Genomic DNA, 25,365 nt, shown 5'->3' on the forward strand with positions numbered 1-25,365 from the left:
GCACGGCACACTCTTGCCCCTCCCGCGCGGCCGATCGACCAAGGCTCCGCAGCGCTCACGACGGCACTAGCCTTGCTTCGGAGACACACCATGCGTCATCACACGGCCCTGCAGCGAATCATTCGTCAGATCACCTTGGCCAGCCTTGCGGGGGCTCCGCTGGCCGTCGCGTGTGGCGGGACAACGGGCGCCGACGGCGCTGGACCGACCGGCGGCGATAGCGGTGCGAGCGTTGACGGCGGTGGTGACGGCGCGGTTAGGACGGATGCCGCCACCGACGGTGGCATCAACCCCCAGGGCTTCGACAAGACCGTGTGCAACGGCCCCAACTACGAGAGCGTCTCCGGACTCACCCCCGCGGCGCCGCTCGACTACGTCGAGCTTCGTCAGGCGTGGGTCAACGTTGGAAGCGACGCCGGTTCGCCCCCCACGACGGTCGGAAAGGACGGCGTGGCCTGCGCATCCGCGACGAACAAGTCGAAGTGCGCCGCCGACCTCGCGGCCCTCCCCTCCAGCGAGGGATGGGTGAGGCCATCGGACGGCAACGCGCCGCAGGCGGTCCGCTACCTCGTGTTCACCCGTGGCGACAGCGTGGGTCTCGTCAAGACGCTCGACGAGCTCGCCACGTTCCTCGCTCCTGTCGATACGGCCAAGGACGCGGCGCTCCTGGTCAGCGAGCGAGGCTATTCGTTCGTCTGCCCTTCAGAGAACGCCAAGCAGACGCCGTCCGGCGTGGAGCTCATCGCGCGCTCCGGCGGCACGTGCGGCGCAGGCGCTCATCTCGACGAGCATCGCATCGTTGTCTCCGCGACGGGCGTCGTGACCGTGGCCGAGAGCAAGCTGATCGCCAACGGCGACCCGGGCTGCGCCATTGGTCGAAGGCCCGCCGGGCTCTTGTCGCCTTCCGAGCCCTGCGCCGACGACGAATGCGAGGCAGGCGCGTTCTTCGCCGCCGCGGCGCGCCTTGAGGCAGCTTCGATTCCCGCGTTCGAGCAGCTCGCCCGTGACCTCGCGTGGCACGACGCCCCCTCGGACCTCATCGAGGAGGCCCTTCGCGCCCGCGCCGACGAGGTTCGCCATGCTCGCGCGACGCGAGAGCTCGCCCGGGGCTTTGGGGCGTCTGTGGAGGCCCCCGTCGTCGTCATCGGCGCGCCTCGCTCGCTCCTCGCTATGGCGCTGGAAAACGCGGTGGAAGGATGCGTGCGTGAGACGTTCGGAGCCCTTGTGGCTTCCCTGCAGGCAGAGCGCGCCCGAGACGCCGACGTCCGCGAGACACTCTCGCGCATCGCCGAAGACGAGACGCGGCACGCGGCGCTGTCTTGGGACGTCGCGCGCTGGCTTGAATCGCAGCTCGATGCGGACGATCTGCTCGCGGTGGCCGCGGCTCGCGAGGCGGCCAAACGCGAGCTCTTCGAGTCCTTTGCGACCGAGGCACCAGAAACCGTCCAACACGTCGCAGGCATGCCTGGGCGCGCTCTCTCCGAGCGCGCGTTCGAGCAGCTCTTCGCCGCACTGGCCGCGTAGTCGCGCTAACGCGCCGTCCAAAGAAAAAGGCGACCACTCGCGTGGCCGCCTTCTTCACGCTCATTGAGCGTTCACTATCGAGCGGTGTCGCGCGAGGAGCTCAGGCCTTCCAGGCGGCGCAGGTCTCGGTGACAAAGGCCTCAAAGGTGCGGAGCGGGTGCCCCACGATCTCTTCGCAGGCCTTCACCTCGGCGTCGGTCGCCTTGAGGCCCGACTTCTGGAAGTGCGCGTACATCACGCCGAAGTCGAAGACCATCCATGAGGGGAGCATCGACGACATGGCTTTGCCCCACTGGTCGAGATCGTTGCCCGCGTAGGCGATCTTCTTGCCGAGACCGGTCGACCACATCTCCGCGCACGAAGCGCCGTTGATGGGCTTGGGCCCGCAGAGAACGTACGCCTTGTTCTCGAAGTTGGTCTTCGTGAGCGCGTTGACGGCGGCATCGGCGATGTCGCGCGCGTCGACGCGGTGGCAGCCCACGTCGCCGATGGGTTGGGGATAAACGCTCATCTGCATGACGGCGTCCTTCACCCAGTAGTCGTTCTGGAAGAAGTTGTTGGGCTGAAGGATCGTCCACTTCATGCCCGAGTTCTTGATGGCAAGCTCGATGGCCGCCTTGGAACCGAAGTGCGGGATGTGCGGCGCGACGCTCGCGTGCTGCACGCCCATGTAAACGAACTTCTTCACGCCCGCGGCTTGGGCGAGGCAAACACCCGCGAGGCCCTCCTGGCATTCGGTCATGGCAACGGGGTTCAGCATGAACACCGCATCGCAACCTTCGAAACAGGCTTTCGCCGTCATGGGGTCGGTGAGATCGCCGGTCATGATCTCGACGTTGCCCGGCATCGTGCCCTTCGCCTTGTCGGCGTTGCGGGTCATGACGCGAACGTTGACGCCTTTGGCGACAAGGCCCTGGACCACTTTGCTGCCAACGTTTCCGGTCGCTCCAATCACGAGTGTCTTCATGTGTGCCTCCGCGAATTGCGAGGTACGTACATGTGGCCGCGGGCGACGCGCTACAAGGGTGCAGGCTGCGATTTTCGCCGGCGGGAAATGCCGCTGCGCGTCAACCAGCCCCGCTCACGTTCGCCTACCTCGCCGCTGAAGACGACCGGATCCAGCGGTGTGTCGCGATCAGGCGGCACGCCGCGCGAAACCGCGTGGGGTGGGCCGCGAGGCGGCGACGGGGCGTCGCCGTGCGCTCCGGGGACAAGCGGCCGAAACTTGGAGCAAAGACGCGACGCGCGTCGCGCCCCGCACGCCGTCTTTGGCCCGGGCGTCTTGTGACCAGGGCCCCCGCGGACAGCTCGCGAGCGATGGCGCTCTTCCTGCGTAGTGGGGGACGACCGCGACACCTCGCCACGAAGTTTTTCAGTGGCAGGGGAAATCCCAAAGGAACGATGAAGACCCCCTCCGCGCCTCGCCCGTCCCGCTCCCCCTCGCGCTCCGGCGCCTTCGCGCGCGTCATCGACGGCGGGCTCCGCGTCGCGCGCCGCGTCGACCGCTTCGCGCGCGCGAACGTGCTGTGGCTCCTCGTTGGCGTGGTGCTCGTCGCGTTCTTGATGCCCGACGTCGCGGCGCGACTGCTCGCGCGGCGACACCTCTTTAGCGTGCCCTTGACCTCACTCCACTACGAGCCGCGCACGCTCGCGCTTGCGATCATCGTCCTCTCGGCGAGCTTGCGTTACCGGCCGCGAGATCTCGCCCGCGTGTTTCGCTCGAACGGAGGCTTCGCGAATCTCCTGAGCGTCTACGTAGTCGTGCCCGCGATGACCGTCGCCATCGCCATTGCGCTCATCGCAACGCGGAGCCCCGAGCTTCGCGCCGTCGCCACAGGCCTCGTCTTGTGCGTTCTCATGCCAGTAGCCATGACGTCCGCCGTTTGGACGCGAGCGAGCCGCGGCAGCGTCACACTCGCGCTCGGCACGCTCGCGCTCACGAGCGCCTTGGCGGTCTTCCTCATTCCCATCGCGCTCGGTCGCATCCCCGGCGCGCACCTTCGCGCCGTCGACTCCGCGTCGGGAATAAGGGCGCAGGTCGTCGTGGCCTTTGCACTGCCACTCGTCTTGGGCATGGCGCTGCGCGCCGCGGTCCCGGGCCTCGCCAAGCGTCTCGAGACACCGCTCTCGCTGTTGAGCGTCCTGTCGCTGCTCCTCTCGGTGGCCGACTGCACGGGCGCCCTCAAGCCGCACCTTCGCATGCCGCTCCACCTCATCGTCGCCGCCGGTGTCGTGACCGTCAGCGCGAACGCGTTGGCCTTCGGTGTCGGCTACCTCGTGGCGCGCCTCCGAGGTCTGGGGGAGCGCGAGACCATCTCGGTCGTCTTTGCGAGCGGCATGAGGAGCACGCCGGCGGCGATGGTGGTGGGGATCCTGGCGTTCCCCGACGCACCGCTCGTCGCGCTCGCGCCGATCTTGTGGAGCGTCTCGCAACAACTGCTGGCGGGCATCGTGACGCGACAAATGCTCCTGGCTCGCGAGTCCGTGGATGAGACGGCCCCCATGGCGGTGCGGCAGCGCGCTTGGCCGCCGCCGCGCCGCGCCGAGCAAGACGCCCTCGTCGACGCGAGCCGGAGCGAAACCGCCGTCGAGCTCGAAGAGAGTCTGGTGATGCCGCTCGTGCGCCGCTTCAACGACACGCTCGATGAGAGCGGCGACGGAGGCATCGCCGACCTCCTGGCCGATACCCTCGTTCAGTCGCCGCGTGCGAAGCTCACCCATCTCTCCGCCGTCATTCGCCGACGCGAGCTGCTCTGACTCCCGCGTGCGCAAGTGGCGCACGCACCGCGACCGCCGCTCGGGGGTCTGGATCGGCGGGTCTCGGTAAATCGGTAGCGCTCCCCATTTTCGCGTAAAACACCCGACAAATCAGCCGCGGGCGACGGCACGGCGCCTGCAGCGTCGCGGGCATGAACTCGCTCTCGCGCTTCAAGGCCCTCCCGTTCCTTGCTCTGGCCCTCGCCGTGACCGGCTGCGCTGCCGAAGCGCCGGGCGACGACACCACCGGGTCCTCGGAAGGCGCCGTGGTGGTCAAGTCGAACAAGTTCGACCTCAAACAATACGCGCTCGTCACGGGCGTTGTTGCGATGGGCCCCGACGCGCGGAAGCTATACGAGGACATCAAGGCCAACGGCGGAAAGGACCTCGGCAACTTCAGCGTGCTGGCGGGCCTCAGGGGCGCCGACTTAGGGATCAACGGCGACGACGCCGACGAGAGCTTCGGCATCGTCTGCCAAGCCAAGGAAGGAGACTCCACCTTCCGCGCGGACACTTGTTCGATGACCGGTGTGGTGAAGGCGCGCGGCCAGAAGAAGCGCGGGGCGAGCGGCATCGCCGTGTCGCTCTCGGGTCGGCTCGCCGCGGCCGTCGCGCGGTCGCTTCCGCCCACGAGCCCCGCAGGCCTTGTGGGGTCAACGAGCACCGGCTCCGGCAACGTGTCGTGCACGACGACGTCAGGTCACACGCCCGACGGCCCGCCGGCGACCTGCACGGTGCCCGTCATGGGCGCGATGTTCACGTTCCACCAGGCCGTGAACGATGAGGAGAACAAGATGAAGGTCGAAGACGCGGAGGCGATCATCGACGCCTTCTACTGAGCGCGCGCGATACGTCGTATCGTCGTCGCGATGGCCTCGCGCAAGCGGCACCCAAGAGAGGCGGACGAGCTCGTGCGGCTCTTTTGCGCCCGCGCCGAAGATGCGCGCGGCGAAGCGGCGATCACGTCCACGGAGCGCGCTGCCGTCGTGCGCATCGTCGACCTGTTGGGCCGAAACCGCGTCGCCGTTCTCTTGGCGGCGGGCCGCGCGGCAACGGAATCGGCGCACGAGATCGAGGCCGACCTTCGAGCCCTCGCGACCTTCGACGAAAACGAGCCGCGCGGGCGCGACGCCGTGGCGGCGGCCGAGACGGCGCGGCACCACGGCGACCTCCGGAAGGCGGCGCGCCTCGCGACGAGCGCGCTCGCTGCGTCTGCTGGCGATCTCTCGGCCAAGGCGCGGGCCTACGCGACGCTCGGCGCGATTCATCGCGCGCGCGGCGACCTCGACGCAGCGCACGAGGCGCGGACGCTCGCGCTCGCGAGCAGGAGGGCGCTCGGCGACCGGAAGGGTCTCGCCGTGGCGTTGGGCGAGCTCGGCACGGCGCTCGCGAGCCTCGGGCGGTTGCAAGAGGCGCGGTCCTCGCACGAAGCGGCCCTCGCGCTTCACCGCGAGCTGGGGCAAAGGCGCGAAGAGGGCGTCGAGCTGTCGTACCTCGGCGCGTCGCTCCATCGCGCGGGCCGATTTGAGGAGGCGAAGCGCGCGCACGAGATGGCCCTCGCCGCGCACGTGGAGACCAAGAACGAACGACTCGAGGGGGCCGAGCGTATGCACCTCGCGTACGTCTGCCACGAGCTCGGCGAGCTCGACGAGGCGCGCAGTCGTTACCGCGACGCGTTGGCGATCTTGCGCCGCGTCGGCGATCGCGCGCTCGTGGGCGTGCTCCTCGGCTACCTCGGGGCCCTCGAGGTCGAGGCGAGACGGCCTGAAGAAGCGGGCGCCCTGCTCGCGCAAGCGCGCGTGCTGCACCGCGAGGTCAAGAGCCCGCGCCACGACGCCATCACACGCCTTCATCTGGCCGAGCACCATCTGGCCTTGGGCGAGCCGAAGGCAGCGGCCTCGGAGCTCGAACGAGTTCTCGCGCGCGATGTGTTGGAGCCCGAGCATCGCGCGTGGGCCGAAGCGCTGGTCGGGCGCCCGCCTACGCTGACGGCGGACTTCGAGGACCAGAAGACCCGAGAGGCCATCAACCTCTTGACCGCAGCGAGGTCGTTCGACGCGAGTTCGGGCGCCAAGGTTCTTGCCAGGCGCGCGCTTGCCAACCTCCGAGCCAGCGGTCCGATCGTCGGCCGACGCGTTCGGTTCGCCGCAGCTCGCCTGGCCGAGGCCTTGACCGAGGACGCGACTCCGTTGGCCATCGCCGCCGACGCTGGACACTTCATCGTCGCGGGAAGGCGCACCGAGCTTGGGCGCCGACACACGCTGAAGCTCGTCTTGAGGCGACTCGTCGAGGCGCGGCTCCGAGCACCGGGCGAGCCGGTGCCGTGGGGAGAGCTCTTGCGGGCTGGGTGGCCCGACGAACGCATCCTCTACGAGGCGGGCTTCATCCGCGTGCGCAACGCCATGGCCCAGCTCCGTCGCGCCGGCCTCGAGCCGCTGCTAACGGCGCGCGGAGGGTATTTGCTCGATCCGTCGGTGCCGCTTGTGGTGGAGGAGACTTGAGCGCGTCCCTGCTTTAACCAAGTTTCACGTGCCGCCGGCGGCCCGGCGAGCCACGGTGCGGCCCATGTCGACGCTCCGCCCGCGCCCGTTCAGCCCCCTCTCGTCGCTCGTTGCGTTCTTGCTCGTGGCGTGCGGGGCGAGCCAGCCCGACGGCGCCCCTCCGGAGGCGACCGCAGCGAACCGGCCCGACGAGCCGGCGGCCGCTGCGGCCGAAACGCCGGCGCCGCCTACCACCGCCATCGCACCGCCAGCGGCCGCGCGAGGCTGCGTCGCGACGAGCCCTCGCGCCACAGCCGTCCAGGTGGCCGTCTTCCCCGACGACGGTGAAGCGCCCTACGCCGACGTCATCGCGTCGGCGACGCACTCGCTGCGCGTCTTCGGCTACATCATGGGCAACGGCGCCGTCCTCGACGGCCTCATCGAACGCGCCCGCGCCGGCGTCTCGGTGCGCGTGATTCTCGACGGCGAGACGCAGCGCGACGTAAACGACAAGTACAAGCCGCGCCTCGAAGAGGCCGGCGCAGAGGTCGTCTACAGCGACCCGGCGTTCCGATACATGCACGCGAAGACCATCGTCGCGGACGAAGCGCGCGCCCTCGTCTCGACGGGCAACTACGCGCGTTCGTTCATGCTCAAAGAGCGCAACTTCGCCGCCGACCTTCGAGATCCCGATGACGTCGCCGACCTAATTCACCTCTTCGACGCCGACTTCCAGAAGGCCTCGCCGACGCTCACGTGCACGAGGCTCGTGGTCTCGCCCATCAACTCGCGCGCTCGCATCGTGGACCTCGTCAAGAGCGCCACGAGGGAGGTGCGCATCGAGTCGATGCAGCTCGCCGATCGCGAACTGCGGGACGCACTCATCGAGCGAAAACGAGCGGGCGTCGCCGTGTCGGCCATCGTGGCCGACCCGACGTGGATCGACGCCAACGCGAGCGCTGCCGCGCTGCTCGGAAAGGAGGGCATCGAGGTGCGCTACGTGCTCGCGCCGCACGTCCACGTGAAGGCCATCCTTATCGACGGAGCTTGGGCCTACCTGGGCTCGGAGAACCTTAGCGCCACCTCCCTCGACAAGAACCGCGAGATCGGCGTCTTCGTCTCCGACACCGCCGCCCTCAAGCGGATGAACGACACGTTTCAAGCGGACTGGGTCAAGTCGACGGCGTTCTAGCTCATCGTCGGGAGCAGAGCGCTCGCGCGGCGACGCTAGGCGCTCGCCGGCTTCGTGAGCGCGTCCTCGATCATCGCCGTTGCCACCGCGACCCCGTCTTCCCGCGAGATACGCGCACCGAGCCGCTTGGCCGCCGTCTGCATCGCCGCATCGGACAGCATACGGTCGACGCGGGAGCGAAGCGCCTTCGACGTGAGCTTCTTGTAATGGAGCGACGGCGGCGCGACGCCGTGCTTCTCCATGCGCTTGCCCCACGCCGGCTGATCGCCGAGATGCCACACGATCGACTGAGGCACGCCCGCGCGAAGGCACGCGGCCGTCGTGCCGGCGCCGCCGTGATGAACGACGCAGGCGGCCTTGGGAAAGAGCCAGCTGTGCGGCACGAACTTTACGACGCGCACGTGGGGCAACGGTGCCGCTCCTCCTAGGCCAGCCCAACCCGAGAGGACGATGACGTTGCGGTCGAGGGTACGAACGGCTTCGATGACCGTCTCCGTTACGGCACGGGCGTCGAAGCCCATCATGGAACCGAAGCCAACGATGACCGGCGGCGCGCCGCCGGCGATGAAGCTCTCGAGCTCGGCGTCGTCAAAGTCTGGCTCGTCGAGGAAGAAGTAGCCGGTGATGCGGCTCGCGGCGGGCCAGGCGGGGTCCAAGTCGATGACCTCCGGGCTAACGGCGATGAGGTCGAGCCAAGTCGACGACGCGGCTGCGAGGAGCACGTCGCGCCACGGCGGCAGTCCGGCCTCACGGACGATGGCGTTGAGCTGCTCGTCGGATGCCCGCCTTATGGCGGCGGCCGCGGCCTTCCACATGAGCCCATTCAGGAAGGGCCCGAGGTTCGCGCCGGTTGGCGAATAGCCGCGTGCCGCGTGAACCGGTGCAAGCTGCACGCTTACGTGGCGCACCTTCTTGGCGCGCGCGGCGGCCGCGGCGGCAACCAAGATCGGCGGGTAGATGACCACATCGCTCTCGGCCGCGAGCTCCATCAGGCGGGGCAGCGCAAGGCGCTCCGGCTCGGCGATCGAGTCCATGACGATCTTGATGTGCTCGAGGGGGCTCGAGTGGGACAGGATTTTCCGAAATGTCGTCTCCAGTACGGCGGCGTCCCAAGGGGGGCCTACGGCTTCGAAGGGAATGCCGTAGCGAGCTGCTCCCGGCGCGTAGTGATCCGCGGCGGCGAAGCGGACGTCGTGCCCTCGCGCAGCAAGCCCCTTGGCTAGCGCGAAGAACGGACGAATGTCCCCGTCGGATCCGGCGGTGGCGATAAGGGCGCGCACCGGGAGCAGCCTACCAGGGAGCGCGCCTGAAGAGCCCGCTCGTCAGGGCAGGTCGAGCGTCGCGGTGTACACGTAGTCGCTGTCGGCTGGGATCGGGCCGATCTGCTCGACGCCCCACGGGTTCATCGGCACGAGGACCGTCTCGCCCGTTGAAGGATCAACCAGCGTGCCACCGATCGCGTACGCGTGACCATCCTCGCCGTACACTTGGGCGGCCACGGCGTCAGCGGGGACGGCATCACCCGCGAAGGCGTAGTTGAGGCCGATCTGCGCGAGCGCCAGGCCCGCGTTGCCGCCCGCTGCGTCAGGATTGACGCCCGTCAGGGGGTCAGCGCTGTTCGTGTAGACGATGGCCTTCTCGATGGCCTGCAGGTGCTCGGGCCCTGACCCGAAGACTTCGCCGTTGTTGAGCGCGACGCCCACAGTCACGGGGCCATCGGGCCCTTGCAGCGTCACGTTGTAGACGCCGTCACCGAGCGGCGTGACCATGCCCTGCAAGTGCGCCTGCCCCTCGGGCGTCTGCGCGACCGCGTTGATGGCGGCGACGGCGTAACAGTCGCCGATGTCGCCCTGAATGAGCTCAGGGCTGCTCGCCGCGTCTCGGAAGTTCTGGATCAAGTCGACCTGTTGATCGAATTGCTGCTGGGGAGTGAGCTCTTGCACAACGACCCCCGTCGTGTCGACGTCGGCCTCCGTGGGCCAAGTGTCGCGACCAGCTGGCGACATCTCGCCAATGGCGTCGTCAATCGAGGGTGGACCGACAAGGGCAGCCGCGTCGTCGAAGCCGAAGCCGCAATCGCCGCCCGTTCCGCCGCCGTACTCGAAGGAGTCGATGTTCTCGTCTCCTCCCGTCACGTAGGCGAGGAGTGCTTCGTCAGCGATTTCGATGAAGTTGTGGTGCATGGCCTTCGATCCTTCCGTGTTGGTTTCGCTCTGAGCGTTGCTGCGTCGGCGGGGGTCACTCGGTGGCGGGCAACGGCAACGGCGGATCGATGACGATAGGCGGACGGTTCCAAGGAGCGGGAACCGGTGGGATCGGGCGAGGGCACCGCGGGATGTGGGCGCCGCCGACGACGTCTTCGAGGTTTGCGGGTTCCAGGGGGACGAGCTTCTGTGTGTTCATGCGATCTCCTCCGCGACACCGCGCCGCGTACTCGCTCCCCCTCGCATGGCACATGCCGACCGCGCGGTGCCAAACCGTCGCGCGCGTTCGTCCACCCGGCTCGGGGCCAGGGCAGCCAAATATCAGCCCCGTCGAGCCGGCCGGCTCGCGGGTGAACGCGCCCACGTTCAGGGACGCATGAACGGCTCCGCGTCCCTGACAACCTTTGCCGCTCTGGGCGCTTTCGGTGTCTGCGTGCGGCAAGGCGGCGGCGCGCCGCCTCTCACCGAACCTGACGTGCGGATCATGGCGCGCGCCGTCGGTCACCTGCCGCATCGCATGAATTGCCACACCAAGCGGACGGCGCGACCGGGCACACCGTTTGCGTCGCGCGGCCGCATGCAACTTCCTTCCTTGCGCACCTTCGTTCTGCCGCTCATCGCCTTCGCTACGGCCTGCGGGAGCACTGACCCGCAAGATCTCGATCGCGGGCCCGGCAGCGGCTCCTCTTCAGGGACGGCCCCGGCCCCGAGCGGCTCGAGCACCACGCCAGCGCCGCGGACCTCCACCAGTCCGGGTCCGGCGAATCCCAAGCCCGGCGCGTCGTCGACCCCGACGCCCTCACCATCCGCGACGCCGTCAACCTCACCGGGCGCCGCCCTTTGCTCGCCGGGAGGCGCATGCAACGGTCTGCGCTCCTGCCACGACGACACGTACGTAGTACCGGGCAACGGGACCTGCGTGCTGGATTGCGAGTGCAGGGCCAACACGGGCACGCTCGAGTGCGTGCTCTACAACTGCAACTAGACGCGCTCGCCGCAGGGGCGCCGGAATGCTTCCGACGCACCATTGGTCCATCGGCAGGGTTCGCCCTGCCATAGAGTCGCCGACGCGAGTCGAAAGACGCCGCGTGCGTAGACGTTAGCGCCCGCGACATTGTCCTGCCTGAGGCGAGCGGCGATCCGCGTTGCTCGCCTTTGCCCGGCCAATCGCGCTGTCGTGGACTCGCGACGACAGGCACTGTGCGCAAGTCGCGCACCATGGGCACTGCTTCTGCAGCGTGGGGCCCATGGGCCGCACACGCGTTTGTGAATCGTTGGTGGAGAGAGTTCAAGCACGAGAGTCGACCTCTCCTTCTCGCCGCCTCTTCCTCCCGCACCGTCTCGGCCTGCTCGCGCTCATCGTCTCGTGCGTGCCGCTCGCGGTGGGCTGCGACGGCGACGAGCAACGCGCCAACGAAGCCGCGCTCAGCTCGACAGTGCTCGTTCCGGGGACGACCACCGGCCAGCTCGAGGTCACGCCCGCGGGCTCGGTCTCGTACGCGATGCCCGTCACGCTGGCGCCTGGGATCTCCGGCCAGGTGCCGTCGCTGTCGATTCAGTACTCGAGCCACGGCGCCAACGGGATTCTCGGTCAGGGCTTCTCGCTGTCGGGCCTCTCGGTCATCGCGCCGTGCCCGCGCACGGTGGCGGAGGACGGCGTGGGCGCCGACGTCACCTTTACGAGCAGCGATCGGTTGTGCCTCGACGGGCAGCGGCTCGTAGGCGTCAACGGCCGGTACAACGTGGACGGCGCCGAATACCGCACGGCGCGCGAGTCGTTCTCGCGCATTCGGCAGGTCGGCGAGAGCTTCATCGTCGAGACGATGAGCGGGCAGAAGCTCGAGTACGGCACGACGTCGGACGCGCGCATCGCGGTCGTAGGCGTCGCGGGACCGTTGAAGATGCGCGGCTGGGCACTCTCGCGCTCGAGCGATCGCTTCGGCAACGCGATCAAGTACAGCTACGCGCAAGACTTGGCCAACGGCGACTACTGGCCGACGACGATCGAGTACACGGAGAACCTCGCGGCGGGCATCGCGCCGACGTCGAAGGTGGAGTTTCGCTACCGACCGCGAGAAGACGCCACGGCCGCGTACGTGGCTGGCGCGACGGTGACGACGACGCAGCTTCTTCAATCGATCGCGTCGTTTGAGGGGGGCACAGAGTTTCATAGCGTCAACTTCGAATACGGCGCGACGGGCCAACGCGGCCGCGCGCGCCTCGTGTCGGCACAAGAGTGCGCAGCGGAGCGAAGCGGCCCGAACGCAGGTCAGACGACGTGCTTGCCGCCGACGCGCTTCGAGTGGACGGAGCAGCACTCGCTGTGGGCGATGCCGCTCGAGACGGCGCCGAACGCCACGGGCCTCTTGAGCACGGCCATCAGCGGCGACTTCAACGGCGACGGCCTCAGCGACTTGGCGCAGCTCCAAGGGGGGCACGGTCTCGGTCAACCTTGGTGTGGCTGACGGGCGGCGATTTCTCGGGTGGACGTCGTGGGGCGCGGGCTTCTTCGGCGAGCTGGTCGGCGGCGATTGGAACGGCGACGGCAAGACCGACTTGCTCGATGTGCGCAGCGACGGCTCGGCGTACGCGTGGACCTCGAGCGGCGCGGGCTTCACGACGTCGCTCTTCGCGGGCGGCATCAGCGACACCAAGCGGCTTCGCGTGGCGGACTTCAACGGCGACGGCCGGAGCGATCTCTTCCGCCTGACACCGAGCGGCCAAGCGCTATTTCACCTCTCCGAAGGCGGGACGACGCGCGGCCCGTTTCTCGGCCCCTACGGGCTGGTGCTCGACAACCTGCGCCTAGGCGATCCTGGATGGCGACGGGCGCGCGGACTTGCTGCACGTGAAGGGCGGTCAGTTTTGGGTGCACCGCGCCTTCAACGAGGTGTCCGTGGACGTGCTCGATCGCTTCGATGGCGAGCCGATGCCGGGGCGACCACGCGCGAGGCCGCCGACGCCGCCGCCGGCGTTTACGACGGAGCTGTGGGGCACCGACGACGAAGCCGGCGCAGGCGCGGTGCGCATGGGCGACGTCAACGGCGACGGCAAGGCCGATCTGGTGCTCATCACGGGGAGCGGCACGGCGAAGGTGCACCTTGGCACGGGGCGGTCGTTTCTTGCGAAGGGCTCTTGGGGTGGCGGGTACAACGCGACGGCGCAGCTCGCTGACTTGGACAGCGACGGCAAGAGCGATCTCTTTCAATACGACGCGACGGGGACGCGGCTGGACGTCTCGCTCTCGAACGGCAGGAGCGGCTTCGACGCTTTCGTCAAGCTCACGGACCGGAGCAAGGCGCCGACGCGGTACGCGACGACGCGCGTGTATCCGCGCACGCAAAACCCGTGGGGCTATCCGGTGCACACGACGGGCGGGGCGGCGCAGTTTTGCGCGGGGCTCGGCTCGATGACGGCGGCGGCGACGCACAAGCAACAGCTCTTGAGCTACTGCGACAGCAATCAGCCTTGGTGCCGCGTGTACACGAGCGGCGCCGTGGATTGCAGCGAGAGCAGCCGCTGCGTCGTCTGGTCGGATCCGGGCGGCACCGGTGGCGCATCGCTGCGTCCCTTGGACGGCGATGGTGCTGGCGGGCCCAGCGATCCAGGTCCCTCCGATCCGTATGGCGGGCCACCGGGCGCCGAGTGGGAGACCGTGGCGTCGCGGGATACGGGGTATTGGGACGCGTCGGCGCGGCACTTCGATCCGGCCGGCGACGTCATCGATTCGGTCGATTGCCAAACGGCGGACACGTCGGAGCAGCAGGCCATCGACCGTTTCAGCATCCAGCTGGCGGATCTCGATGGCGACGGAGCGACGGATCTTCTGCAGCGTGGCGATGGCGGGACGTTGCTGTTTGCCAAGAACCGCGTGCAGCCTCACTTCGACGTGGTGCGCGCCATCACGAGCGGCCTCGGGGCGCGCACGGAGATCGACTACGCGTCGCTTCCCGCATCGCCTGGTGTGTACGCGCCGCTCGACGAGGCGCTCACGTACCCGACGGTGGCGGCGAACGGCGCGATGTACCTGGTGCGCGAGGTGCGCGGCTCGGACGGCGCGCGGAGCACCTACCGATACGAGGGGGCGCGCGCGCGGCTCGATGGCCGCGGCTTCTTGGGCTTTCGCCGCGTCACGATGCGCGACGAGGTCAACCGCATCGAGCTGATGCAGCAATTCCGCGTGGACCCGCCCTTTGAGGGGCGCGTCGAGTACTCGGAGCGACGCTGGAGCGCGCCCGATGGCCGCGTCATTCTCATTGGGCGAAGCCGAAACGACGTCGCGTTTCATCCCGGCTACCCGAAGCCGGGCATCGGAGGCTTCGTCGACGCGGTCGTGCAGACGGGCGCGGTGGAGGAGAGCTTTGACCTCTCGGGCGGCACGTTGCCGAGCATCACGACGGTGAGCTCGGGGCACCAAAACGGTAGCCCGAGCACGATGGTGTTGACGACGGCGCTCGGCGCCGAGGCGCTCCGCAAGACCACGTCGGTCACCTTCCAGAGCAACGAGGCGACGTGGGTTTTGAACTCCATCGTCAGGAGCACCACCACCAGCGAGTGGACCGGCGCTCTGCCCATCGTGCACACGGCGGCGACGACGTACTTGCCCAACGGCCTCGTCGAAAACGACACCGTCGAGCCCGGCAACGCGGCCTTCGAGGTCACGACGCACTACGACTACGACGCGCTCGGCCACGTGGTCCGAAAGACCGTCTCGGCCGCCGACGGCACGCCGCCGCGCACCGTGAGCATGCAATACGGCGAGCCGCGCTTCATGACGGCGAGCGTGAACCAGCTCGGTCACGCGACCGGCGGGGCGTACGACGCGCGCTTCGGCAAGGTGACGCGCGCCGTCGACGTCAACGGCCTCGTCAGCGAAGACGAATACGACGCCTTTGGCCGAAAGCGCCGGGGCAAGCTCCCGAGCGGCGTCGAGACCACGACGGAGCTTCGCTTCTGCGACGCGTCGTGCCCGCCCTTCGCGGTCATGTGGGGCGAATCGAAGACCACCGGCGGCGCGACGCAGCGCGCGTACATGGACAACCTCGGCCGCGAGGTCACGACCGAAGTCGAGGGGTGGGACGGCAAGTGGGTGCGCTCCGAGAAGCGCTACGACGCGGCGGGCCGCGTGCGGGCGCAATCGACACCGGCGTACATTGGCGAGCCGGTCTATTGGAGCGAGACCGAATACGACGCGCTGGGGCGCGTGATTCGCGCGACGGCAGCCGATGGCGGTGTCTCGAGCGCTCGATACGACGGTCTGCTCACGGTCTCCACCGACGCGCTTGGTCGCACCGCGCGCTCCGTCAAGAACGCCGCCGGTTGGGTTGCGCGCAACGTCGACGCGGTCGGCAGCGCCATCACGTTTACGTACGACGCCGAGGGCCACGCGGTGGTCGTCACCGATCCGCGGGACGTCCGGCACACGACGACTTTCGACATGCGCGGTCGGCGCATCAAAGAGACGAGCCCCGACTTGGGCGCCGTGACGCTGACGCACAACGCCTTTGGCGAGCTTGTGAAGCAGGTCGTGGACGCGACGGGCGCGGCGACGCACTTCGAGTACGACGAATTGGGGCGCGTGAAGAAGCGCATCGAGCCCGAGGGCACGACGCTCTACACGTACGACGTCGGTGTGGGCGCCAAGGGCCTACTTGTCTCCGAACAGCTCATCGCCACCGGGGCGGGCGCGCTCGCGAGCTCGCGCACGACGACCTTCGATGACAAGAGCCGGCCCGTGGCGACGACCCTCGTCACGCCTGCGAAGTCGTTTACGACCACGAGCACCTACGACGCGCTCTCGCGGCCCGAGACGGTGACGTCGCCGAGCGGGCTCGTGCTCGCGTACGGCTACGACGCGCGCGGCGTGCAGACCTCCATCAAGAACGCCAAGACGGGCGCCCTTTATTGGACCGCCTTGGACGTCACCGCCGATGGGCAAGTGAAGGTTGAGCGCGCGGGCAACGGCCTCGTGACGACGAGGCACATCGATCCGAAGACGGGCCGCGTGCTCGGCATCACGACCCCGAACAAGGAGGGCAGCACCTCGTGCGTGCCGGCGGCGTGCACCATGGACATGGCGTCGTACGACACCTCGACGCAGAAAGACGCCACCGGCTGCACCTTCAACAAGGACAACGGTCGCTCCGAACGCGTCCCCAGCGGATGCAACAGCCCCACGGTCCAGAGCTACTTCACGGGCTACGATCTCGTCGGCAACGTCACCGCGCGCCGCGACTTGGTCACGGGCCTCGACGAGACCTTCACCTACGACGAGCTCAACCGCATGAGGGCCGCGACGCTCGCGGCCAACGGCACCGCCCTCGAGAAGGCCAACCAGGGCAAGATCGTCTCGTACCACTACGACACCGTCGGTCGCCTCGCCTTCCGCTCCGACCTCGGGCAGTTTTTCTACGACGGGGCGCAGCCGCACGCCGTGACGCGCGTCGTCGGGGACGTCAACGCGACCTTCACCTACGACGCGAGCGGCAACATGCGGACCGGCCACGGCCGCACCCTCTCATGGACAAGCTTCAACAAGCCCGTCCGCGTCGAGTCCGCGACCAAAGGCACCTTCAGCCAGTGGTCCTACGGGCCCAGTCACGAGCGACTCCGCCACGAGCAATCGAACGGCAAGGTGACGACGCACGTCTCCGCCGCGTACGAAGAGGTCCAGAAAGGTGCAGACCTCGATCAGATCCACCGCATCAGCGCGGGACACGGTCTTGTCGCGGAGGTGACCCTCGTCGGGCAAGCCGCCGCGAACGAGCGCACCGTCTACTTCGGCACCGACCACCTGGGCTCCGTCACCGTCGTTACCAACGAAGCCGGCGACGTCGTGCAGCGCCTCGGCTTCGACGCCTTCGGCAAGCGTCGCTTCGCCAGCGGCGGCGACGACGTAAGCGGCATCCTCAAGAGCGATCTCACCCAGCGCGGCTTCACCGGCCACGAGATGCTCGACGACCTCGGCCTCGTCCACATGAACGCCAGGCTCTACGATCCGCTCTTCGGCGTCTTCCTCTCGCCCGACTCGGTCACGCAGTTTGCCGGCTCCACGCAAGGCTGGAACCGCTACTCCTACGTCGGGCAGAATCCCCTCTCCTTCGTCGACCCCAGCGGCCACAAGAAGTGGGGGACCATCTTCCGCGTCGTCGTCGCCATCGTCGCGGTCGTCGCGATCGTGGCCACGTGTGGCGGAGCGGCCGGGGTCTTCGCAGCATGGGGCAGTGCGGTCTCCACCGCCGTTGGGTTCATCTCAGCGGCAGTGGCTCAAGCGGCTATCACGGCTGCGGTCACAACCTTCGTGTTTACCGCGATAGTCAGCGGCAGCTTACGCGTTGCCGCCAAGGCCGCGCTCATCGCGGGCGTATGCGCGGGCTTGGGAGCGGCCGCCGGAGGGAATACGCTCGGTGGCGCGCTCGAAGGCACGAGTCGCGCCGCTTTGCAGGGCGGTGACATGAAGCAGGGCTTCGTCACCGGCGTCATGCCTCTCGCGAGTCTCTACTACGCGTACAGGGGCGGCGGCACCGACGGCATCGCCATGGCGCTCGGGCAGAAGTTCGTTGAGGAGTTTGCGACGGGGTTGTTTCCAGCGAAAGCTGACGACTACCAGGTCGCATTCAACGAATACGGCAACGCCGCCGACGGTGTTGTATCGGACGTTCCGCGCGCCGGAATCGCCCCAAGCAAGGGTCCAGGCATTGGCGCCAAGCTTTGGACGGCGGCGAACTTCGGCCTCGGCGTCATCTTCTACCCCTACTCCCTAGCCGAAGGGATCTACGGATTCTTCAGCGGCAAAGACTTCGCCGGCGACGACATGCCCAAGTGGGCAGCGGTGGCGGCCGCCGTGCCGCTCGTCGGGAAGTTCGCGCGCAGCGGAGAGCGTCTCATCGTCGACTCCGCAGACATCGGACGCAAGCTCGAATACTTTTTGGGGCGAGCGACCGGAAGTGCACACAACGTCGAACGATCAACCGGGATGCTGCGCCAGCTCGAAAGCATAGGCCTCCACGACACTCCAGCGACTCGCGAGTACCTGGCAAACCACTTCGCGGCAGTCGCCACGGACCCGACGACCATCTCCATGGTTCAGCAGAATGGGCGGATTCTGCGAGAGTCGCTGCTGACGGGACCGAACGGCGGACTGAAGGTCGAGAGCGTCTGGGACGGCACCAAACTCATCACCGCAAGGTTCTTCGGAGGCACGCTGACGGCCCCGGCCCGGAAAGGGGGGGGGGGGGGGGGGGGGGGGGGCGCCCGCCCCCCCCCCGCCGGGGGGGGGCGGGGGGGGGGGGGGGGGGGGGGGGGGGCCGGGGGGGGCCCGGGCGCCCGCGGCCCCCCCCCCCCCCGGGGGGGGGGGGCCTCCTCCTCCGGGGGGGGGGAGCCGGAAGTCAGTCGACTCGCGAACGGCATCGTTCTGATCGGACACGACTCCTCGCTCACTTGGGTCGATCCCGCTGCGGGATGCACGTTGGCATCCCGACAACTTGTTGGCGCCTTCTTCGGATTCCGTGGGCTTCCAGAGCAACGGGATGCGTTGGTCGTTCACGAACTCGGACTTCTTCGGGTTGATGGAGCCGGGCACACGAAGTGGTGTCTCGACACCGACATCGTCGAAGACGCGCGTGTCGAGTCCGATCGGATCATTCTCAAGCTGATGGCTCAGGAAGAACCAATCGTGGTGGAACCGAACAGCGGGTCAGTCCTCCACGAACGATGACGGCCCTCGTTCGGGGATTGAGGGTCACTCGGCGAGCCCCCTTCGCCTCTGGACTCGCCGGCTGGCGACGCGAGCGCATGCCCGTCTTGCCCGGCCCGGGGGGGCGGGGGGGCGGGGGCCCCGCCGGGGGGCGGGGCGGGGGGCGGGCCACCTCCCCTACCGGCGCACGCCCTCTTCGATCGCGAACACGTAGTCGTGATCGTAGGTGCGCACGAAGAGCGCTCCATCCTTCTCGATCAACGCCGACGGCCCGCTCGCCACGGGCACGCGGCTGGTGACGGCGCCCGTCGCTCGTTCCAGCACGAACATGAAGTCAGGCTCCGCGGTGAAGCCGTAGCCCGCGAAGATGTGCGAGCCGTGGAGCACAAAGTTGCTGGCGTTCGCGACGAGCGGCTGACTGCGCCACAAGAGCTCCCCGGTCTTCACGTCCACCGCTGAGAGGAAGGCGTTCTTGCCGCCCGACGACGCGGCGTAGGTTCGGTGACCGTTCTGCACATAGAGGACGTCGTCTTTGACGATGGCGTAGTTGACGCTTGCGCCCACGAACATATCGGCGCCCTTCTGAACGTTCGGAGACGACTGCCACGCTTTGAAGTCGAAGAGGGCGCGGAGCGAAAGATCGCGCCCCAGCACCGCCACCACATGACCGTCGGAGAAGTCGCGTCCGAAGACGAGGACGAAGTGGTCTCCATGGTCGAGCGCGCTCACGAGCAAGAGCGCCCCGAAGCGCGTGGGCATGCCCGCCGGCAGATCGCCACCCTCTCGCATGAAGGGGTTGGGCACCTGCAACGAAGGCAACTTGAAGTTCCCCTTGGTCAGCCAAGCCTCGTCGTCGGTGATGCCGTTTTTCGACTCGCGCCGCTTGACGAGCCGTGGCGCCGGCAGGGGCAAGACGGACACCGGCCTCACGACCGTGTGCACCATGGGCGCGGCGCCAACGCGCGTCGGCGTGACGTTCGCGAGACTGCGAGTGGCGCTTCGTTGAGAGTCCGCGAGGAGCTTCTTCGCCGTCTCGTAGAGCGCCGTCGTCGCGGCGTTGCCCGGATTCCGCGAGAGAATCGCCGCAAACGCCCGCTCCGCGTCTTGAAACCGGCCCGCGTCGAGATGCGCAACGCCGGCGACCCGAAGCTCCGCGTCGGCGGCGCTGAGCGAATTGGAAGGGCCCTGACTATTGGGCCCCGACGGCGAAGCCGGCGGAGCGGGGGGGACACTCGCGGCGACCGGCGTCACCGCTACCGCCACGGGGACTTGGACCGGTGCACTCTGCACCGGTGGCGGCGACGCCCCGCAGGCGACGAGTGCTAGTGCGAGGGAGTTCGCGACGGCGAAGCGCGTGGAGACCATGGCTCAGGGTAGCGCGGCCGGGTCGCGTGGTGAGCTAGCTGGCTCGCGGAGCGCAGCGGCCCCTTCACCGCGGGGCTCACTCAACTGCCGCGCAGGGCCGGTGCCCCTTCTGCAGCGGCGCGAAAATTCACCGTCAATTTCGAACCGGGCCGCTTGGCGCAAACCGACAAACCGGGTGATGATCCCTCGATGCGCATGCGCAACGTGGCTCGAAAGACGCTTGCCATCGCATGGCTCGCACCACTGGCCTGCTTCGACCTCGGTACGCTCCAGACGGACCCCGATGCCGGGCCGACCGGGAGCGACGCCTCGAGCGACGTGTCACCAGCGCCTCCCGACGCGACGCCAGAGAGCGCGCCCCTGGACAGCGCTTCACCGGTCGATGCCGGGCCGTCCTGGAGGCTCTACTCAAACATCGACACCGCGGCCCATCGAACGGCGTGGACCGATGTCGATCTCGCGAGCGTGTGGACGGGCGCCAACGCGCCGCCGCCACGAGGCATCGTCGCGGCGACGAAGCTCACGAACTTCGACCGGTTGCTCGTCTGGGCCGACGACGGGCGCTTCTACGTCCAGGAAGCAGGCGTGTGGAAGGCCCCCCAAGAGACCGCGACCGTGTTCCCCACGCTCCTGGGGCGCGCGTTCCGCGGCGCGTACCATCAGCCCAACAAGCCGACGCCCGGCGTGGAGGAGATCGTCTTGGTCGACAACCCCGCGGCGTTCCTCTTCTCGTACAGCGCGGCCGACGTCGTCAGCTATCGAAGCCAGGTAACGCTCGCGGACGAAGCGGGCCCCTTCGGCGCGCCCAAAGGCACCAAGAAGCTCCGCTGGGTGACGCGCTCTTGGAACCCGCTAAACGCCGATGCGTCGACGTACCTCGCCGAGTACTCGATGTACGAAGGCGACGACAACGTCTACTTCTTCGACGCAACGGCGCTCCCGACGAACAAGTGGCTCTTCTCGGCGGCGCCGCTCTTTTCGGGGAAGACGAACGTGCCGCCGAAGGACAGCATCGCGGTCGGCTGGCGCGACGACTCGCCCTTTTCGCCGGTCAACTACTTCATCGTGAAGCCGAACTAGTACGTCGAACCTGTCGACTTCAGAGTGTCAGGGTATAGGCGCAGCGCTCTAGCAGGCGCAACCAACGGGACTAATTCGCGGCCGACTTCGACGTCACTCGGCGCCTCTGTTACCCCTGCGCCGTGAAAAAGCCTCGCGCCCGACGGTTCCTTTGGCTTGGCTATGCGCTCGCGGCATGCGCGTCCGAAGCGCCCCCGAGCGAGACGGGCCCTGCCACCAATGGCCGCGACGCCGCGACCAACAACCCCAGCGACGCCGGTGCCGCTTCGTCGAGCGTTGACGCGACGAGCGCCACACCAGTCGTTGAGGGAGGCGTCGACGCCTCCGCGGGGTCCCTCCTACCGGTCTCCTATACGCGCCCCGACGTCGGCACGCCTCTTACGGCGGCCGAGCTCGCCGCCGCCACCGACGAGCTCGTCGCAATCCTCAACGACACGAACGCCTACGCATTCCTCGAAGAGAGGCTCCACGGCTGGCCCGAGACGCATCCGCAGGGCGGCTTCTGGTGGGGCAGCTGGTGGTCCGGAATCACCGTCACGAAATCCGGCGGCACCGTCACGTACAAGCACTCGAACGACGGGGCCGACAACAACGGCCTTCGAACGGCGCCCTACCTCGAGGGCATGTGTTACGCGCACGCGCTCTCGGGCGACGCGAGGACAGCTCACCTCGTTCGAAAGATGGTTCGGGGCTTCTCCGCGTGGATCCTTTCCATGGTCAAGGACGCGGCCGACACGAACCCACCGCTCCTCAACCGGACGTTTTACACAGCGAGCTACGAGTCGAACGACAGCGGAAAGAAGCTGTTCGTCGACACGAGCCTCAACCGCCCGGGCATCGATGCGGAGACGTCCTATTACGTGCATCTTCCCAGCAACCCGACCTTTGGCGACATCTGGATCAAGAACCGCCGCTCGAAAGACGACATCGGGCACATGCTCCGCGCGTTGACTCAGCTCGACGCTTGTTCGGCGCAGCTCGACGCAGCCGCGAAGGCCGACATTGCCCAAGCGAAGACCCTCTATGAAGGCTGGGCAAAGGAGGTTGACGCCCGCGGATTCGTCATCCCGACGCTCGAGCCGTCGCTCGCCCTCGTGTCGCCATCGGTAGGGTTGGCGCGGTACGAGATGAACTTCGACCTCGAGTGCCCCAACGGCCTCGCCGTGCGCTTGTTCCACGCGGGAGTGTCGGGCGGCATCGACTGCAAGAGCGGCATCTCCGCCGCCGAAAGGGTGGGCCTGCCACTGCTCAAGAACGACGCGCGGCAGATCCTAAGATCGCATCAGTCGGCGGCCGTTGCGCTCTCGTGGCGCAAGAACCAGCTCGCCCCTGGCCTCGCGCTCCTCGCGGGCCTCGGAGAGCGCGTCGACATCGACTACGGCTACGCGACGTCGGCCGCACCTCCGAACGGCTTCGACAAGAACGACGTCGCGGGCTTCTTCGCCTACGCCGCCGCGGTCGGCGTGCCGCTCACTTCGCGCGAGGTGCGGTGGCTCCACGAGCGACTTCATCAGGCCTACGCCGGCATGCGAGCCCCCGCGAGCGCAACCACGTTCAAGCTGTGGGATCCGTCAGTCCCCGACGGTCTCTACTCTTACGATCCGCCCAACCCGGGCCTCTACTACGCGGACCTGGGCCTCTTGATGGGAACGTGCGCGGCGCCGCATCGGAACCCGACGGCACGGCCGCTGCTCGATTGCGCGAGGCTCGTGCAGGCCCTCAAGGCGTTGTGACGGACTGCCCTTGAGACCTTTCAGGCGCTGACGATCCGGATGATGTCGACGGGGACGTCGCCCTTAGAGAGAGAGAGAGGGCGTTCACGCGGCGAAGGTGTCGGCGCTCAGATGAACCACCAGCCCTTGTCGTGGTCCTTCTTCGTAGACTCGCCGTCAATCCCATCAAACTTGATGGCCGGCGCGCCGCCTTGAACCTCATCGAGGCACTCCTCGGCGAGCTCAAGGAGTTGTTCGGTCTTGTCTTGGTTCGAGTTCATGGTCGGCTCCGTTGTTTCGTGGACGAAGCCTGTAGAGCAGGCTGCGTGCCAGCCCCCGCGCCAACGGATGGGCCTGACTTTCAGCGGCGTTTCGTGCGCGCGCGCACCCTCCGCGCGGACGCGCGCGAGAGGGCCCCCCCGCGCGGGCCGCTCCGCAAGTTCGCCGTCAACCCCGAGGGGCCATCAGCGGGCGCACGCGCCCGTGGTAGCGGCGGCGCCCGTCACGTAGGTGTTGCCGGTGATGCTGGCAGCGCTGGGCGCGCTGACGCTCGCGCTGCCGGTGGCTGGCGAGGAGTGACACACGAGGTTGTTGCGAACGATCGCCCCGGTGTCGACGTCGTCGCCCGGGCCGGTGGCGATGGCCGGGACGAGCACGCCAACTTGGTAGCGCGCTTGGGTGTTGTAGATCTTGTTTCCCTCGATGAGCGCGCCCGGCGCTGCCGACATGCACACGGCGCAGACGCCGAGGTTGACGATGGTGTTGTTCCGAATGACCGCGTTTCGCAGCCACTCGGCCGACGCGTAGCCGGCGGTCACGCTGATGCCAAAACACCCGTCATCCGATGCGCTCTGCTCGATGAGATTGTCTACGATGGTCACGCGATCGTGCTGGCCGTGGACCGTGAGGTTGCCGCCGTCGCAGCGGCCCGTCGCCACGTTGACCGAGTTACGCCGGAAGGCGTTGGCGCGCACGGTGAGGCCCGTCGAGTGTCCGCCGAGGTAGATGCCATGCTCAAAGCCTCCGCCGCTGGGGTTGTTGTCTTCGATGCGGCATCCCTCGATGAGAAGCTCGTTCGAATCGCCCAAGAATCCATGTTCCCGGTTGTGGTGCAAAAACGAATTTCTCACGGTGAGCGCCTGGTTGAATCCAGCGCCTGACTGCTGCGAGTGAATGCCGATGTCGAAGCCCGTGATCTCGACGCCGTCGAAGACGACGCCACGCGTGCCACCTTGAACGAAGGCGCCCCACTGCGCGGTCCCCATGCCGTCGAGCTTGAGGTTGCGGAACACGTAGCCGCCGTCGACGACGGTGTCGCCATACTGGCCAAACGACACCGCCGTGCCGGTGCCGGTGGCTAGCCTCGGGAGCGGTCCTTGGCCGTAGTCCGCAAAGGTGAGCGGTGCCGCGAGGGTCACGTTCCGGTTGTCGAGCGCAATGCGGAAGTCTGACCATGCGCCGCCTCGCGCGAAGACGAGCGTGGCGCCGGCCGGCAGGGCGTCGAGGTCGATGCCCGCCAACGTACGCTTGGGAGCCGCGAGGGTGCCCGGGTGGGCGTTGTTGCCGGGCACGCAGCCCGCCGCAGCGCCCGCCGCACAATCCCGAAAGTAGACCGCGTTGGCGGGAGGCGAGGTCGAACCGCCTCCGCCGTCGAACGTACCGCCGCCCGGAGGCGCTGCATCAGGCACACCGACGCCGCTGTCGACGGGGCCCCCGTCACGCGCGCCGCCGTCACGCACGCCGCCATCGGCAGGTCCGGCCTCGAGTGAAGCGTCGGCCACGCCGCCCGAGTCCGAAGAGGGCGCGCCTCCATCGAGCAAGGTGCCAGCTCCCACCGCAACAACCACCGAGGCTGCGCTCGAGACACCGGAGTCGATGAGCGTCGCTTCGACGTCGACGATCGTCTCGCCTCGTCCGACCGCCGTGATGACGCCATCGGTCGCGGCGGCGGCCACGCGCGCGTCACGACTTCGGTACGTCACGATGTAGAGGCTGGAAGGATCGCTCCCCGTAACGGTCGCGTTGAGCTCGACGGATTCGCCGACGACCATCTGAAGGCGACCCTGGCCCACGGTGACCTTGAACTGCGCCGTCGCGACCCGTGCCTCGTCGGCCGGTTCCGCGCCGTCGAAGGAACAACCTGCCGCGATCGACAAGGCCATGAGCGCGGCTTTGCACAGGGACAACACGTGACGACGACTTGCCATGAGGGCCTCCACTTGGGTTGGTGGAGGCCGTCACGCAGGATTCGGTCCAGCGCCGTCAAACCGGCGTCTTTTTCTTTTATATACAGACAGTTACGCGTCGCTGTCGGCACCGTTGCCCATGGGGGTTTTGGACCTCGTCGCGGGGTCGT

The 25,365-nt window shown here is 68.0% G+C and carries 17 protein-coding genes; 10 read left to right on the forward strand and 7 right to left on the reverse strand.

The features are described 5' to 3' along the window. Positions 1-90 precede the first annotated feature (90 nt). Positions 91-1,524 (forward strand): ferritin-like domain-containing protein, encoded by a 1,434-nt coding sequence (locus tag IPG50_07955; protein ID MBK6692123.1) that lies wholly within the window; start codon positions 91-93, stop codon positions 1,522-1,524. Positions 1,525-1,624: 100 nt separating this feature from the next. On the opposite strand, the gene IPG50_07960 is transcribed toward IPG50_07955, so the two are convergent. Then, positions 1,625-2,491 (reverse strand): NmrA family NAD(P)-binding protein, encoded by an 867-nt coding sequence (locus IPG50_07960; GenBank protein ID MBK6692124.1) that lies wholly within the window; start codon positions 2,489-2,491, stop codon positions 1,625-1,627. 434 nt (positions 2,492-2,925) lie between these two features. Between IPG50_07960 and IPG50_07965 the strand changes: the two genes are divergently transcribed. The 4 genes from IPG50_07965 to IPG50_07980 all read left to right on the forward strand — a co-directional run bounded on the left by IPG50_07965 (position 2,926) and on the right by IPG50_07980 (position 7,953). After that, positions 2,926-4,281 carry a bile acid:sodium symporter gene (locus IPG50_07965; GenBank protein MBK6692125.1) on the forward strand — a complete coding sequence of 452 codons (1,356 nt, stop codon included), beginning with the start codon at positions 2,926-2,928 and terminating at the stop codon, positions 4,279-4,281. 152 nt (positions 4,282-4,433) lie between these two features. After that, a complete protein-coding gene (locus tag IPG50_07970) occupies positions 4,434-5,120 on the forward strand; it encodes a hypothetical protein (protein ID MBK6692126.1) in 687 nt (228 codons plus the stop codon). A gap of 30 nt (positions 5,121-5,150) precedes the next feature. Next, positions 5,151-6,782 (forward strand): tetratricopeptide repeat protein, encoded by a 1,632-nt coding sequence (locus tag IPG50_07975; GenBank protein ID MBK6692127.1) that lies wholly within the window; start codon positions 5,151-5,153, stop codon positions 6,780-6,782. Positions 6,783-6,846: 64 nt separating this feature from the next. Further along, positions 6,847-7,953 (forward strand): phosphatidylserine/phosphatidylglycerophosphate/cardiolipin synthase family protein, encoded by a 1,107-nt coding sequence (locus IPG50_07980; GenBank protein MBK6692128.1) that lies wholly within the window; start codon positions 6,847-6,849, stop codon positions 7,951-7,953. A 35-nt stretch (positions 7,954-7,988) separates the two neighbouring features. Here IPG50_07980 and IPG50_07985 read toward each other — a convergent pair whose 3' ends face one another. From IPG50_07985 to IPG50_07995, 3 genes are read right to left on the reverse strand one after another with little or no spacing between them, the layout of a single operon-like run. After that, complete coding sequence (locus IPG50_07985; protein ID MBK6692129.1) at positions 7,989-9,233, reverse strand: glycosyltransferase family 1 protein; 1,245 nt, start codon at positions 9,231-9,233, stop codon at positions 7,989-7,991. Positions 9,234-9,275: 42 nt separating this feature from the next. Next, positions 9,276-10,136: a hypothetical protein gene (locus IPG50_07990; protein ID MBK6692130.1), complete on the reverse strand. Its 861-nt coding sequence runs from the start codon at positions 10,134-10,136 to the stop codon at positions 9,276-9,278. 55 nt (positions 10,137-10,191) lie between these two features. Then, complete coding sequence (locus IPG50_07995; protein ID MBK6692131.1) at positions 10,192-10,356, reverse strand: hypothetical protein; 165 nt, start codon at positions 10,354-10,356, stop codon at positions 10,192-10,194. 177 nt (positions 10,357-10,533) lie between these two features. Here IPG50_07995 and IPG50_08000 point away from each other — a divergent pair, with 177 nt between their 5' ends. The 3 genes from IPG50_08000 (at position 10,534) to IPG50_08010 (ending at position 18,873) form a co-directional block, all read left to right on the forward strand. Then, positions 10,534-11,142, forward strand: a complete 609-nt coding sequence (locus tag IPG50_08000) for a hypothetical protein (protein MBK6692132.1) — start codon at positions 10,534-10,536, stop codon at positions 11,140-11,142. 292 nt (positions 11,143-11,434) lie between these two features. Beyond that, positions 11,435-12,622, forward strand: coding sequence for a hypothetical protein (locus IPG50_08005; protein MBK6692133.1), 1,188 nt, complete (start codon positions 11,435-11,437; stop codon positions 12,620-12,622). Between the two features lie 563 nt (positions 12,623-13,185). Then, entirely contained in the window at positions 13,186-18,873 is a 5,688-nt protein-coding gene (locus IPG50_08010) for a VCBS repeat-containing protein (protein ID MBK6692134.1), read from the forward strand. A 156-nt stretch (positions 18,874-19,029) separates the two neighbouring features. Here IPG50_08010 and IPG50_08015 read toward each other — a convergent pair whose 3' ends face one another. Continuing rightward, positions 19,030-20,217, reverse strand: a complete 1,188-nt coding sequence (locus IPG50_08015) for a hypothetical protein (GenBank protein ID MBK6692135.1) — start codon at positions 20,215-20,217, stop codon at positions 19,030-19,032. Between the two features lie 189 nt (positions 20,218-20,406). On the opposite strand from IPG50_08015, the gene IPG50_08020 reads away from it, so the two are divergent. Both IPG50_08020 and IPG50_08025 read left to right on the forward strand, forming a co-directional pair. After that, positions 20,407-21,297 (forward strand): hypothetical protein, encoded by an 891-nt coding sequence (locus IPG50_08020; GenBank protein MBK6692136.1) that lies wholly within the window; start codon positions 20,407-20,409, stop codon positions 21,295-21,297. 122 nt (positions 21,298-21,419) lie between these two features. Then, positions 21,420-23,030 carry a hypothetical protein gene (locus IPG50_08025; protein MBK6692137.1) on the forward strand — a complete coding sequence of 537 codons (1,611 nt, stop codon included), beginning with the start codon at positions 21,420-21,422 and terminating at the stop codon, positions 23,028-23,030. A 107-nt stretch (positions 23,031-23,137) separates the two neighbouring features. On the opposite strand, the gene IPG50_08030 is transcribed toward IPG50_08025, so the two are convergent. After that, positions 23,138-23,290: a hypothetical protein gene (locus IPG50_08030; protein ID MBK6692138.1), complete on the reverse strand. Its 153-nt coding sequence runs from the start codon at positions 23,288-23,290 to the stop codon at positions 23,138-23,140. A gap of 183 nt (positions 23,291-23,473) precedes the next feature. Then, the gene (locus IPG50_08035) at positions 23,474-25,216 is read right to left on the reverse strand and encodes a right-handed parallel beta-helix repeat-containing protein (protein MBK6692139.1); all 1,743 of its coding nucleotides are present in this window, start codon (positions 25,214-25,216) and stop codon (positions 23,474-23,476) included. Positions 25,217-25,365 lie beyond the last annotated feature (149 nt).

Source organism: Myxococcales bacterium (assembly GCA_016703425.1).
In the GTDB taxonomy this organism is placed as follows: domain Bacteria; phylum Myxococcota_A; class Polyangia; order Polyangiales; family Polyangiaceae; genus JADJCA01.

What these genes read in the sequence shown, in the direction of transcription:
- IPG50_07995 (MBK6692131.1), bottom strand. Translation starts at nt 10,356, where the DNA reads ATGAACACACAGAAGCTCGTCCCCCTGGAACCCGCAAACCTCGAAGAC.
- IPG50_08015 (MBK6692135.1), bottom strand. Translation starts at nt 20,217, where the DNA reads ATGGTCTCCACGCGCTTCGCCGTCGCGAACTCCCTCGCACTAGCACTC.
- IPG50_07980 (MBK6692128.1), top strand. Translation starts at nt 6,847, where the DNA reads ATGTCGACGCTCCGCCCGCGCCCGTTCAGCCCCCTCTCGTCGCTCGTT.
- IPG50_08035 (MBK6692139.1), bottom strand. Translation starts at nt 25,216, where the DNA reads ATGGCAAGTCGTCGTCACGTGTTGTCCCTGTGCAAAGCCGCGCTCATG.
- IPG50_08020 (MBK6692136.1), top strand. Translation starts at nt 20,407, where the DNA reads ATGCGCATGCGCAACGTGGCTCGAAAGACGCTTGCCATCGCATGGCTC.
- IPG50_08030 (MBK6692138.1), bottom strand. Translation starts at nt 23,290, where the DNA reads ATGAACTCGAACCAAGACAAGACCGAACAACTCCTTGAGCTCGCCGAG.
- IPG50_07970 (MBK6692126.1), top strand. Translation starts at nt 4,434, where the DNA reads ATGAACTCGCTCTCGCGCTTCAAGGCCCTCCCGTTCCTTGCTCTGGCC.
- IPG50_07955 (MBK6692123.1), top strand. Translation starts at nt 91, where the DNA reads ATGCGTCATCACACGGCCCTGCAGCGAATCATTCGTCAGATCACCTTG.
- IPG50_07960 (MBK6692124.1), bottom strand. Translation starts at nt 2,491, where the DNA reads ATGAAGACACTCGTGATTGGAGCGACCGGAAACGTTGGCAGCAAAGTG.
- IPG50_08010 (MBK6692134.1), top strand. Translation starts at nt 13,186, where the DNA reads ATGGGCGACGTCAACGGCGACGGCAAGGCCGATCTGGTGCTCATCACG.
- IPG50_07965 (MBK6692125.1), top strand. Translation starts at nt 2,926, where the DNA reads ATGAAGACCCCCTCCGCGCCTCGCCCGTCCCGCTCCCCCTCGCGCTCC.
- IPG50_07990 (MBK6692130.1), bottom strand. Translation starts at nt 10,136, where the DNA reads ATGCACCACAACTTCATCGAAATCGCTGACGAAGCACTCCTCGCCTAC.
- IPG50_07975 (MBK6692127.1), top strand. Translation starts at nt 5,151, where the DNA reads ATGGCCTCGCGCAAGCGGCACCCAAGAGAGGCGGACGAGCTCGTGCGG.
- IPG50_08000 (MBK6692132.1), top strand. Translation starts at nt 10,534, where the DNA reads ATGAACGGCTCCGCGTCCCTGACAACCTTTGCCGCTCTGGGCGCTTTC.